The 12,740-nt window shown below is 35.6% G+C and carries 10 protein-coding genes; 6 read left to right on the forward strand and 4 right to left on the reverse strand.

Going from position 1 to position 12,740, the window contains the following annotated elements; genetic code table 11:
* The first annotated feature begins 22 nt into the window (after nt 1-22).
* Entirely contained in the window at nt 23-1,285 is a 1,263-nt protein-coding gene (gene ilvA / locus H2O64_RS06020; RefSeq protein ID WP_187561267.1) for a threonine ammonia-lyase IlvA, read from the forward strand.
* 12 nt (nt 1,286-1,297) lie between these two features.
* Entirely contained in the window at nt 1,298-2,875 is a 1,578-nt protein-coding gene (locus tag H2O64_RS06025) for an NADP-dependent glyceraldehyde-3-phosphate dehydrogenase (RefSeq protein WP_187561268.1), read from the forward strand.
* A gap of 404 nt (nt 2,876-3,279) precedes the next feature.
* Here the strand turns inward: H2O64_RS06025 and H2O64_RS06030 are convergent, their stop codons facing one another.
* From H2O64_RS06030 to H2O64_RS06040, 3 genes are read right to left on the reverse strand one after another with little or no spacing between them, the layout of a single operon-like run.
* Nucleotides 3,280-4,419, reverse strand: coding sequence for a peptidogalycan biosysnthesis protein (locus H2O64_RS06030; protein WP_187561269.1), 1,140 nt, complete (start codon nt 4,417-4,419; stop codon nt 3,280-3,282).
* A complete protein-coding gene (locus H2O64_RS06035; protein ID WP_187561270.1) occupies nt 4,416-5,315 on the reverse strand; it encodes a DMT family transporter in 900 nt (299 codons plus the stop codon). The genes H2O64_RS06030 and H2O64_RS06035 overlap by 4 nt, the downstream gene beginning before the upstream one ends.
* Nucleotides 5,315-5,665: an arsenate reductase family protein gene (locus H2O64_RS06040; protein WP_187561271.1), complete on the reverse strand. Its 351-nt coding sequence runs from the start codon at nt 5,663-5,665 to the stop codon at nt 5,315-5,317. The genes H2O64_RS06035 and H2O64_RS06040 overlap by 1 nt, the downstream gene beginning before the upstream one ends.
* 107 nt (nt 5,666-5,772) lie before the next feature.
* Here H2O64_RS06040 and H2O64_RS06045 point away from each other — a divergent pair, with 107 nt between their 5' ends.
* From H2O64_RS06045 to H2O64_RS06055, 3 genes are all read left to right on the forward strand, one after another.
* Entirely contained in the window at nt 5,773-6,228 is a 456-nt protein-coding gene (locus tag H2O64_RS06045; RefSeq protein WP_187561272.1) for a DinB family protein, read from the forward strand.
* 3 nt (nt 6,229-6,231) lie between these two features.
* Nucleotides 6,232-7,473, forward strand: a complete 1,242-nt coding sequence (locus H2O64_RS06050; protein WP_187561273.1) for a cation:proton antiporter — start codon at nt 6,232-6,234, stop codon at nt 7,471-7,473.
* 233 nt (nt 7,474-7,706) lie between these two features.
* Nucleotides 7,707-9,575: a PLP-dependent aminotransferase family protein gene (locus tag H2O64_RS06055; protein ID WP_187561274.1), complete on the forward strand. Its 1,869-nt coding sequence runs from the start codon at nt 7,707-7,709 to the stop codon at nt 9,573-9,575.
* 135 nt (nt 9,576-9,710) lie between these two features.
* Here H2O64_RS06055 and H2O64_RS06060 read toward each other — a convergent pair whose 3' ends face one another.
* The gene (locus H2O64_RS06060) at nt 9,711-11,360 is read right to left on the reverse strand and encodes a M1 family metallopeptidase (RefSeq protein ID WP_187561275.1); all 1,650 of its coding nucleotides are present in this window, start codon (nt 11,358-11,360) and stop codon (nt 9,711-9,713) included.
* A 198-nt stretch (nt 11,361-11,558) separates the two neighbouring features.
* On the opposite strand from H2O64_RS06060, the gene H2O64_RS06065 reads away from it, so the two are divergent.
* Nucleotides 11,559-12,701, forward strand: coding sequence for a cystathionine gamma-synthase (locus tag H2O64_RS06065; protein ID WP_187561276.1), 1,143 nt, complete (start codon nt 11,559-11,561; stop codon nt 12,699-12,701).
* The last annotated feature ends 39 nt before the right edge of the window (nt 12,702-12,740 follow it).

Raw genomic sequence — 12,740 nt, forward strand, 5'->3', positions numbered from 1 at the left:
AGCAAAAACATAGCATTCAAAAATGAACCTAACAACAACATACAGTCCAACACTCGAAGCCGTCAGGCAAGCAGCAAAAACGCTCAAAGGCATTGCTTCGTTGACACCATTGAGTTACAACGAATACTATTCCAAACAATGGAATTGCAATGTGTTCTTTAAGCGAGAAGATTTGCAACAAGTACGTTCGTACAAAATTAGAGGTTCGTATAACAAAATTGCTTCTTTGACAGCTTCACAAATTGAAAACGAAATTGTGTGTGCAAGTGCTGGAAATCATGCGCAAGGTGTTGCGATTTCATGTAAGTTATTAAAAATAAAAGGCACGATTTTTATGCCAACACCAACGCCAAATCAAAAAATTGAGCAAGTAAAAATGTTTGGTGAAGAATATGTTGAGGTGGTTTTAGTTGGCGATAGTTTTGACGATGCGTATCATGCAGCAATGGAAGAGTCGGAGCGACTTAACAAAACATTTATTCATCCGTTTAACGATGAAAAAGTCATTGAAGGACAAGCTACCATCGGTTTGGAAATTTTAAAACAAACAGAAAACCCAATTGATTATGTGTTTGTGCCTGTTGGTGGTGGCGGATTATCTGCGGGATTATCTTCAATTTTTAAAATACTATCTCCAATGACAAAAATTATTGGCGTAGAACCAAAAGGTGCACCTTCAATGTCAACATCGATCAAAAATGATCGGAATACAACTTTAAAAAAAATTGAAAACTTTGTAGATGGTGCAGCAGTAAAACGTGTTGGCGATCTCAATTTTGCCATCTGTAAAGAAAATTTACACGATATGGTTACGGTTGATGAAGGCAATGTGTGTCAAACCATCCTAGATTTATACAACCGACAAGCCATTGTGGTAGAACCTGCTGGTGCTTTAAGTATTGGTGCTTTATCGCAATATGCAGAACAAATAAAAGGAAAAAATGTAGTGTGTGTCATCAGCGGAAGCAATAATGATATTACACGAACGGCGGAAATTAAAGAACGTGCGTTGTTGTATGCGAATTTAAAACATTACTTCATCATCAAATTTCCACAACGTGCAGGTGCTTTACGCGAATTTTTAGCGGAAGTTTTAGGCCCAACGGACGACATTACACATTTTGAATATACCAAAAAAACCAATCGTGAAAACGGCGCGGCAGTCGTTGGTTTGCAATTAAAAAATGCAGACGATTTAGAAGCGTTAATCACTAAAATGAAATTGCGTAATTTTTACGGAGACTACCTAAACGACAAACCCGATTTATTTCAATTCTTAGTTTAAACTAACTATTTTATGAACATTCCCGAACAGTATCAAATTAAAAAAACAATAACTCAAAATACATATTTAGTTGATGGAGAATTAAAAACCTGGACAGGAGAAACGTCTCAGGTATATTCTACCATTTCTTCAACAGAACCATACAAACCTACGTTACTTGGAACCATTCCGACGTTAGGAGAAAAAGAAGCATTAGACGCGTTGAATTCTGCAGTTACTGCGTATGACAAAGGGCAAGGTTTGTGGCCAACAATGAAAGTTGTAGACAGAATTGCGTGCATGGAAAAATTTGTCACACAAATGAAAACCAAGCGTGATGAAGTTGTGAAGCTTTTAATGTGGGAAATTGGTAAAAACTTACCAGATTCAGAAAAGGAATTCGATAGAACCGTAGATTATGTATACGATACTATTGAAGACTACAAGCAAATGGACAGAGATTCTGCAAAGTTTGAAAAGCACGCTGGTGTAAACGCGCACATTCGTCGTGGGCCGCTTGGTGTTGTACTTTGTTTAGGACCGTATAATTATCCTTTAAACGAAACATTTGCATTGTTGATTCCTGCATTAATTATGGGGAATTCCATCATTTTTAAACCTGCAAAATTTGGCGTTTTACTCTTATCGCCTTTACTAGAAGCTTTTCAGAATAGTTTTCCAAAAGGCGCCGTGAATATTATCTACGGACGTGGAAGAACCGTTGCTTCACCAATTATGAAAGATGGTCGTGTGGATGTGTTGGCTTTAATTGGAAATAGTAAATCTGCGAATGCATTACAAAATGTACACCCAAAAAGTAATCGCTTGCGAATGGTGTTAGGATTGGAAGCTAAAAATCCTGCCATTGTACTGAAAGATGCCGATTTAGATTTAGCAATCAACGAATGTATTGCGGGAACGACTTCTTTCAATGGGCAACGTTGTACGGCACTAAAAGTATTGTATGTGCATGAAGCGATTGTGGACGAATTTAACAAGCGTTTTTCTGAAAAAGTAGATGCATTAAAATTTGGAAATCCTTGGGAAGATGGCGCAAAATTAACGCCTTTGCCAGAACCAGATAAACCAGCTTATATTCAAGGGTTGATTGACGATGCAACAGCAAAAGGGGCAAAAATCATCAATAAAAAAGGGGGAGAAACGACGGATAATTATATTTTTCCTGCGGTATTGTATCCTGTTACAAAAGATATGCGCGTGTATGAAGAAGAGCAATTTGGACCTGTAATTCCGGTGATTTCATTCTCGGATATTGAGGAACCTTTGGATGATATGGCGGCTTCTAATTATGGACAACAAGTAAGTTTATTCGGGAAAGATATCAAAACGTTGGCACCTTTAATAGATGTGTTAGTCAATCTAGTTTGTCGTGTGAATCTAAATAGTTCATGTCAACGTGGACCAGATGTCTATCCTTTTACTGGAAGAAAAGATTCTGCAGTAGCGACTTTAAGTGTGCATGATGCATTACGTTCATTTTCCATCAGAACTTTTGTTGCTTCAAAAGACAATGACTATAACAATGCTATTTTAAAGGAATTATTACACACCAGAGCATCCAACTTTGTGAGTACGGATTATATTATTTAAGTAAAAATTAGATTGAAATATTTAAGAATTTAAAGCCTAAAAACACTTTTAACTTTTACATTTAAAATTTAGTGTTTTGCGGTTTTAAGCTATTTTTTGCTCATTTCGATTTCTTTCAATGATAAAAAACCACTTGAAGTGACGTTTCTTGGATTCAAAAACACGTCACTTCGAATGATTTTTCGTAATGAAATGAAGAAAAATTGTATCGAGAAGTTTCGCCACGAATACACGAATATTTTTTAGCGTGTTTGTCGGCACGAGTTGTAAAACTTGCGCTAGCGTGTGGGAAGCTGAATCAAGTTCAGCTTGACGGAAAAGTCCAAAAATCTAACAGCGAAGCGATCCAAGAGATTCCCGCTTACGCAGGAACGCGTCTAAAAGCAAAGCGCGTCTAAAACTTTCTACTTAAAAACCGAATGCTCTCTAAAGCTTTTTATCTTAATATTCTTAATGAAAGGTCGCATGGCAGCGTTTAGTAGAGGTTGTTTGTGGCGAATGTAACAGGTAAGATCTTGTGGTTTTGCGCCTAAGGTACTTTTGATTTCGGAAGCGGTTCTTCCCAAATTGATGCGTTTTGCTTGACGTTGAATTCCCAAACGAACATAATCATTCAAGATGCGTGGATAAATGCCAAATTTTTTATTCAGTGAATAATCGAGTCCAATAAAATGGGCGTCTAAATTCTCCTGATTGCTCATGGCTGACAAGAAACCAACCAGTTTATCATTTAAAAAATAACCTTTTATAATAAATTGATCGCCATACGTTTCTTTGAGTTGCGTATAGGTATTCAAATTTAACACTTGCGCATTAAAATTCGCGTTCGCAATGGTGTTTTCGTATAAGGCTTGCAATTCGCTTTTGTGATGTTCTATATCTTGTGAAGTAAACAGTTTTACCGTTAATTTTTCACTTTTACTATCGGCTTTATTTGCTTTGACTCTGTATTTAGATTTGAGCGCATTTTTATAATCATCAAACGATTTCCATTCCGATTGTAATCGAATAATCATATTCGGTTCCACCTTCATCGGGATGTATTTATAATCTTTTAGTTGATCTGTAATCGGAAGTGATGCTTCTTTAAAGTCTTTTACAAAAACGGCATGCAACTTTTTCGTTTCTTTCATTAACACCTTTAAAGCGGCAACCAATTCGTGAAATCGCGCGTTGGTGTCTTCATCTTTTTTGATAAAAGTTCCGTATTCGCCACTCAAAAAAACGTTTCCACAAAACATAATTTTAGGTGTACTCTTGTAGAATAAACTATTGATTCTTTTTTTGAATCGATCCGAAATCTTAACATTTTTCGTGATGGTTTCTATCGGAATCGTTACTACTTGTGTCGCAGCAAAAGCAACTGCTTCTTGTTGATCGTTCAGAATGATGATATAGCGAAATACAATATCTTTATTCGAAATTTCGTACGCGTGTAAAAATTGTGGTGTATAATAGGTGTTGTCTAAACAACCTAATTGTTGCCAATATTCTTGGGGAATATCGTTGACATTATTATAAAAAAGAGGCTGTTTATAACTCATGTACTAGTTTTGGCTTTGTTCATTGAAACGAGATAAACTCCAGCAAAAATTAACAAAGCTGCTACAATTTTAATCAAATTTAGGGAATCGCTCCCCATAATGATGGCAAAAATTCCTGCAATCACTGGTTGAATGTATAAAAATGTACTTACAGTTGAGGCTTTTAATTGTCGCAATGCTAACGGATTTAAGAGGTAAGTCGCAAAAGTAGCACCAATAATTACAAATAAAGTTTCAAATATAATATACGGCGTGAAAACAGTCCAATCAACAGCTTCTAATTCTGAGAGTCCAAACGGTAATACCATGAAGGTTCCAAATAAAAACAACCATTTTATAAACGTAAACGGATGGTATTTTGAACTCAATTTTTTAATAATAATAATGTAAATACTATACGAAACGGCATTGATAAATACAAGTAAATTCCCAAGTGGAATATTGTCTGAAGCCAATGCTGATTTCCCGTAAACACTTAATACAACCGCGCCTGAAAGTCCTAAAATAATTCCGATGATTTTTGTGGAAACAATCTTTTCTTTCAAAAATATTGCGGACATAATCAATACAATAATTGGGACAACAACCATAATCACGGAAGCGTGAATGGGCGTTGTATATTCGAGTCCTTTAAAAAAAGTAAGCATGTTGAGTGCAATTCCGAAGATGGAAGCAAAAAAGAAAATGACAAAGTCTTTTCGATCAATCTTTTCTTTCGGTGCAAAAAAGCTAAAAAGCCAAAATAATACGGCAGCGCCAGCAACGCGAAGCAATATAAATCCGAAAGGTCTTATGTAGCCACCTTTTATTACATCTGATGCAAATGTAAACGTGACACCATAAAAAACTTGTACCAAAAAGGCAGCAACAAAAGCAAATTTCCTTTCTTTTACCATTAGGAGATCGCTTCTTTAGCAGCAGCGACAGTTTTGGCAGAATTTCCAATGAAAATTTGATCTTCTACAATAATTACTGGACGTTTTAAAAAGGTATAATGTTCTAAAATATAGTGTTTGTAATCTTCTTCTTTTAATTCCTGATTTTTCAAATCCATTTCTTTGTACAACTTGGCGCGTTTGCTAAACAATGCTTCGTAGCTTCCAGAAAGCGCGTGCATTTCTTCGAGTTGCTTTACGGTAATTTCTTCTTCTTTAATTCCTTGCAGGACAAAATCGGAAGTTGGTTGAATATCTTTAATGATTCGCTGACACGTATTACACGTCTTTAAATGATATATTTTCTTCACAGGTTTTAAATTTTAAAAAAGATTGATGCTCTTATTTGTTGTAAAATTGATGCAAAGAAAATTCTTTTCGACTAAAAAAGAATACTTTTAAGAAAAATATACTAAAAATGAATTTTACGAGTACCATTACACACAAAAATAGAATCATCTTAAAACGTTTTTTAGAACAAATATCTTTAGCCGATTTAAACAAAATTCCCGAAGGATTTTCCAATAATATTATATGGAATATTGCGCATGTTGTAGTGACACAACAATTGCTAACCTATAAATTATCAGGTTTGCCAATGCATGTTTCGGAAGAACTGGTGTCAAAATATAGAAACAAAACAAAGCCTGAAGGCGATGTTACTCAGGCAGAAGTTGACGAAATCAACGGTTTATTAGAAAGTTTGTTGATTCAAACCGAAAAAGATCTCGCAGCAGGAATTTTTAAAACCTATACGGAGTATACGGTGAGTTTAGGAACAACGTTGACAAATGTGCAAGAAGCAATTGAATTCAATAATTTTCATGAAGGTATACATTTAGGATATATATTAGCACTCAGAAAAGCAATCTAACTCATGGACTATTTTTTAATTATTACTATACTTGTTTCCTTAGCCGCCGCTTTTGGATATATTAATGTGCGATTTTTAAAACTACCAAACACGATTGGCTTAATGCTGATTACGATTCTCTTTACGCTGGCGGTATTTGCATTGAGTTATTTTGATGAAACCTTGCTAAATGCGGAAAGATACATCATTACACAAATAGATTTTAGAAGCGTATTGCTCGATATTATGCTGAGTTTCTTGCTCTTTGCAGGTGCTTTACATACCAACTTTGAACAACTCAAAGTGCAACGTTGGCCCGTATTGGTCTTTGCAACTTTAGGCGTGTTAGTTTCTACGTTTTTAGTCGGAATTGTGATGTTTTATGCGTTACAATTGACAGGTTTAGAAGTTAACTTTATCTATTGTTTGCTCTTTGGAGCGTTAATTTCTCCAACAGATCCGATTGCTGTTTTGGGAATTTTGAAAAAAGCAAATGTTCCTAAAAAACTAGAAGTGAAAATTGTAGGCGAATCGCTGTTTAATGACGGAGTTGGTGTCGTTATCTTTTTGACGATATTTCAAATAGCAAACTCAGGTCCTGGAAATATTGAAGTATTAGATGTTGTAAAATTATTTGGTTTGGAAGTTTTAGGTGGAATTCTATTGGGTGTTTTACTCGGTTGGGTTACATATAGATTGCTAAAATCAATTGACGATTACGATATTGAAGTCATCATTACGTTGGCGACCGTAATGGCTGGAACCGCCATTGCACATGAATTGCACGTTTCTGCACCGTTAGCGGTGGTGACTGCGGGATTAATTGTTGGAAATGATACTGTCAGAGGAAACGCGATGTCTAAAGTCACGGAAACCTATGTAGATAAATTTTGGGAACTGATCGATATTTTACTAAACACAATTTTATTTGTGTTGATCGGAATGGAAATGCTTGTGATTGCCTTTGAAGTGAAATACATTGTTGCGGGATTATTAGCAATTCCGATTGTACTTGCTTGCAGATACATGTCATTATTATTTCCGATAAAATTCTTTGAGAAGAAACTCGATTTTGTCCCTAAAACCAATCTTATCATGACTTGGGGCGGATTGCGTGGCGGAATTTCTATTGCACTTGCGTTAGGATTGACCAATGATATGCATCGCGATTTGTTTTTGGTAATTACATACGTTGTTGTGATATTTTCAATCTTAGTACAAGGGTTAACCGTAGGAAAGTTGGTAAAGAAATTGAAGAAGGATTAGTTTTTGAAACGTCACTTCTTCGAGTGAATTTGTGAAACAAATTAGTATCGAGAAGTGCTTTAAAAATATTTTTTAATTTCGTTCGTCAAGCTGAAAGGAATCTCATAATAATAAGTCTAACATGTCTAACAAGTTCAAGAATCGAAGAAGTCTAGCATAAATAAAACGACTCATAACACTTTATAAAAAAATCTAAATACTGTATATTACCAGCCCATTTTGAAGAGAAAATTATGGAATACAATAAGCCCCTAAATTATATAAAAGATGTGTTAGAAAACATGCCAACAGATTGGTTGGGTCTAACAACACATCGACTCGATATTTACGATGAAGAATTGGCGAAAGTTCAATTTTTAGATCAGTTTGAAATTTTATTCAATGATCATAATTCTGATGCATCAGCACTTCGTGAATTGCCAACTGCGTACGATTATATTCGATTAGGACATCCATTATCGTGTGTGCTCGAATGGACAATTGCAAATTTACACAGTCTAAAACCAGAAAATGTCATCAGTTTTTCATCCAAAACGACTCCTGTTTTAGCAATTCTAAGAAAAAATTTATTAGACAATAAAAATACGCAAATCATTTATACGGATGCATTACCCGATTTCTTTGATGCAGAAATTATAAAGAATGTGTATGGATATCAATTTGAGTTAAAGAAAGTTGAGAAAGCGTCAGCAATTTCCGCGTTTGATGGAAGTACGGTTTTCATTTCACAACAAGATGGAATTAGTACTCTTGATCTTAATCAAAATATTGACTTTTTTGTGAATCTTCACGGAGATTCAGGAAGTATTTTGCTCGTAAATGGCGAAGAAAATGAAAGTTATATTTCAGAAATTCAACATGTACGAAGAAGAGAAACCATTGCAATGACACCAATAAATTGTTTGACTGCTTTGAATGTGCTCACAGGAAAATCAACTATTGATAATCAAACGAGCAATGTTGAAGATGACACTCGTGCTGAGCGGAGTCGAAGTAAAGCAAGTGTTTTAAATTTAATTAAAGAAATTACTGGTGTAAACACAAAACCACTTCTTGGTTCTAGTGGACTTTCTATTCAATATGCGATTATGATGGGACTCATTCATGATGCGCAGGAAAAACACAAAGGAAAAGCAATCAAATTTGTGGTGCCTCCAAATTGTTATGGCGGCACAAACGATCAGGCTCGGCGTGTAGCTGCTTGTATTGACAATGTTGAAATCGTAGATTTACATGTGGACGGCGATCATGATATGGTACAAAGTATTGACAGCGTTTTAGCAAAAATTGCTGCCGAAGATGCGATTCCGTATATCATTGCTGAAATTCCAACAAACCCAAGAGTGGAAGTTCCAGATTTGATACAATTAAAAGAGGTTTTAAGCGCAACACGTACAACTTCAACGGGCGAAACTGCGATTGATCCTGTTTTTATTCTAGATCAAACATTTTGTCCTAATGTGCTCTTTTTAGGCGAAGGAAAAATACTTTCAACGATTCGAACGATTTCGTATGCAAGTGGATCAAAATTTCCAAGTGGCGGACAATGTACTGCGGGTTATTGTGTGGGAAATGAAAAAGCTGAAGCATTGATTCAACACATAGAAATGCATTTACAACTTTGCGATAATGAAGCGACAGCACTTCAATTAGAAATATTAGACAAACAACTGCCTTCTATGAATCAAAGAATTGCGGATGCGTATCAAAATACACGCGAATTTGTAAACTTTATTCAGGAGACGTTACCAGCAGCGAAAATCAATTTTGTTTCGGAGGAATTAGCCGAACAAGGATTTACGCCATCGGTTTTTTCATTAGACCTTCCGACGAAAGGAAATACTCATGAAGAAAAAGAAGCGTATAAACGAAAATTAAATCACAGATTAATCAATATGATGATTACTAAAATTCCTAACGAAAGCAAGTATTGTGTCAGTTACGGACAGCTAAAAGGTTGTTATTGGACAATTCCTGCAACATCTACACAAGGAACTACCAAAGAAGGCGATAAAGATTATATTGCTCGTGTAGCACTTTCTGCGAACATGGATTTAGAGCGACATAAAGAAGTGTTTTTGGATTTTGTAAAAACAATTTAAGTAGACGAATCTCATATAAAACAAACATTAGAAAACTAATAAAATTCGCATTTGTCACTTCGAGCGCAGTCGAGAAGTTTTTAGAATCAACTATTTTTTTTGAGTCTCGACTGCGCTCGACTTGACAATTTTATATTAGTTAGAACCTTCCTTAATCTTCACATAAAAGTTTTCATCAACCTTTGTAGAAATAATTTCAGAAGTTGTTTTTTCTGTGCTCCAAGAAGTCGTTGGTGATAGCCAAAGTTCATTTCCGTTGATCATTATTTTTACCTTCATATCAAAGTTTTCAAGAGCATTTTCCCAACGATACATGAGCTTTTTGCCCTCAGTTTTGTAACTGAATTTTGGAATATTTGTCGTTCTCAAGTATTGATCAAAAACGGAAGACAAATCAATTCCTGATTTCTCACTAATATAACTCTCAATCTGTTGTGTTGTTACTGTTTGATGGTAAAAATCTTTATTCAAACCACGCAAAATACTGCGCCATTTCTCGTCATTATTTATCAGTTGACGAATGGTGTGCAACATGTTTGCACCTTTATAATACATATCGCTTGAACCTTCGTGATTTACATTATAAATTCCGATAATGGGTTTGTCATTTCGAATGCTTCTACGCGTTCCAATGACATATTCCGAACTTGCTTTTTTCCCATAGAAATAATTCAAAAACAAATTTTCAGAATACGCGGTAAAACTCTCATGAATCCACATATCGGCAATGTCAATATTAGTAATATTATTGGCAAACCATTCATGTCCCGATTCGTGAATGATGATAAAATCGAACTTCATTCCCCAGCCTGTTCCGCTTAAATCTCTTCCACGATATCCGTTCATATATCCGTTTCCGTATGTTACCGAACTTTGGTGTTCCATGCCCAAATAGGGCGCTTCTACCAACTTATAACTATCTTCATAAAACGGATACGGTCCAAACCAATGTTCAAAAGCTTCCATAGTTCGTGCGGCATCTTTAAACTGTTCTTTTGCTTTGGCTAGATTATCTCGCAGTACATAATAATCCATATCCAACTCACCGTTTTCACCTTTGTATTTTTCGCCAAAATGCACATAATCGCCAATATTGATGTTCACTCCATAATTATTAATCGGGTTTAAAACGTTCCAGTGATACGTTTTTGTGTCATCTTCTTTTTCTTCAACTTTAATCAAACGTCCGTTGGAAACATTCATTAAATTTTTCGGAACATTCACACTAATTTTCATGCTATCCACTTCATCATACATGTGATCTTTACACGGCCACCAAACACTTGCGCCCAATCCTTGACAGGAAGAAGCGATAAAAGGAAGTCCATTGCTATCTTTTGTCCACGTAATACCTCCATCCCATGGCGGACGTTTGGCAACTTTTGGTTTTCCTTCGTAAAAAACTTTTATACTATATAGTTCTCCTAATTTTTGCGCTTCCGCGAGATGAATAAAATGCGCATTTCCATCATGCGTAATTTCTAATTCTTGATCGTTTTGAATCGCTTTTGTGAGTTGTAATGGCGCTTGCAAATCAATTTGAAGCGTCTTTTGGTTATTTTCCAACACTTTATATTGAATGGTATTGCTTCCAGAAATTGTTTGATCAATTGGAGCTACTTTGATGTCTAAATGATAATGTGTTAAATCCCACCAAACACGTTCAGGCGTAATGGAACCACGAAGTGTATCTTGTTTTGTGAAATTTTGAGAAAATGCTTGTGTGCTAAACAGACCAAGCAAAATGAGAAGATGTATAGAGAAATTGTTATTTTTACGTATCATTTCGAATAAAAAATTAAGTATTTATAAAGGTACACCTATAATTGGAAAACCAAAAAACTCAACGCGAAATGTGTATCAAAAGATAAAAAGCACAGATGAAATCGACATGAATAAAATATTCTTTAAGCATTTAAAAGGAAAGATTATTTTAATCATCAAAGGTAACATGTGACCCTAAAATAAAAATAAATTGAACACATGAAATTCAATACAAAAACAATACATGGCGGACAAGAACCTGATAAAGCGTACGGAGCTGTCATGCCGCCAATTTATCAAACATCTACATACGCACAAACAACGCCTGGCGGACATAAAGGATATGAGTATTCTCGAACGCACAATCCTACGCGTACTGCTTTAGAAAAATCTTTTGCAAGCATTGAAAACGGAAACTATGGTTTGGCATTCGGATCAGGTTTGGCGGCAATTGATGCAATAATGAAACTATTGCAACCTGGCGATGAGGTGATTTCTACAAGCGATTTATACGGAGGAACGTATCGATTGTTTACAAAGATCTTTGAAGGATTTGGAATCAAATTTCACTTTATCGGCATGCAAAATGCTGCGAATATTGAATCGTATGTAAACGAAAACACAAAGCTGATTTGGGTTGAAACGCCTACAAATCCAATGATGAATATTATTGATATTGAAGCGTCATCCGCAGTTGCTAAAAAACACAATATCATGTTAGCAGTTGATAATACATTTGCAACACCTTATCTACAACGCCCGTTAGATTTAGGCGCAGACATTGTCATGCATTCTGCAACAAAATATATTGGTGGACATAGTGATTTGGTCATGGGCGCTTTGGTAGTAAAAGACAAAAAACTTGCAGATAAATTATACTTTATTCAAAATGCAAGCGGCGCTATTTGTGGACCTATGGATAGTTTTTTGGCATTGCGAGGAATTAAAACCTTGCACGTCCGCATGCAACGTCACTGTGAAAACGGAAAAGCTGTGGCTGAATATTTAGCGCAGCATCCAGCAGTAGAAAATGTATACTGGCCAGGATTTGAAAGTCATCCAAATCATGAGATTGCGAAAAAGCAAATGGACGATTTTGGCGGAATGATCTCTTTTACTACAAAAGGGAATGATTACGAGAAATCAATAAAGATTGTCGAAAACCTCAAAGTTTTTGTACTGGCAGAATCTTTAGGTGGCGTTGAATCCTTAGCTGGACATCCGGCAAGTATGACGCACGCAAGTATTCCGAAGTCAGCAAGAGAAAAAACAGGCGTGGTTGATTCTTTAATAAGATTAAGTGTCGGAATTGAAGATATCGACGATTTAATTGCCGATTTAGCACAAGCAATTGCAACGTAAATTTAATTTTACCTCATAAAAAAAGCCATTCCGTAAAGA

Source organism: Kordia aestuariivivens (genome assembly GCF_014397005.1).
Taxonomy (GTDB): Bacteria; Bacteroidota; Bacteroidia; order Flavobacteriales; family Flavobacteriaceae; genus Kordia; species Kordia aestuariivivens.

What these genes read in the sequence shown, in the direction of transcription:
- ilvA (WP_187561267.1), top strand. Translation starts at nt 23, where the DNA reads ATGAACCTAACAACAACATACAGTCCAACACTCGAAGCCGTCAGGCAA.
- H2O64_RS06025 (WP_187561268.1), top strand. Translation starts at nt 1,298, where the DNA reads ATGAACATTCCCGAACAGTATCAAATTAAAAAAACAATAACTCAAAAT.
- H2O64_RS06030 (WP_187561269.1), bottom strand. Translation starts at nt 4,419, where the DNA reads ATGAGTTATAAACAGCCTCTTTTTTATAATAATGTCAACGATATTCCC.
- H2O64_RS06035 (WP_187561270.1), bottom strand. Translation starts at nt 5,315, where the DNA reads ATGGTAAAAGAAAGGAAATTTGCTTTTGTTGCTGCCTTTTTGGTACAA.
- H2O64_RS06045 (WP_187561272.1), top strand. Translation starts at nt 5,773, where the DNA reads ATGAATTTTACGAGTACCATTACACACAAAAATAGAATCATCTTAAAA.
- H2O64_RS06050 (WP_187561273.1), top strand. Translation starts at nt 6,232, where the DNA reads ATGGACTATTTTTTAATTATTACTATACTTGTTTCCTTAGCCGCCGCT.
- H2O64_RS06055 (WP_187561274.1), top strand. Translation starts at nt 7,707, where the DNA reads ATGGAATACAATAAGCCCCTAAATTATATAAAAGATGTGTTAGAAAAC.
- H2O64_RS06060 (WP_187561275.1), bottom strand. Translation starts at nt 11,360, where the DNA reads ATGATACGTAAAAATAACAATTTCTCTATACATCTTCTCATTTTGCTT.
- H2O64_RS06065 (WP_187561276.1), top strand. Translation starts at nt 11,559, where the DNA reads ATGAAATTCAATACAAAAACAATACATGGCGGACAAGAACCTGATAAA.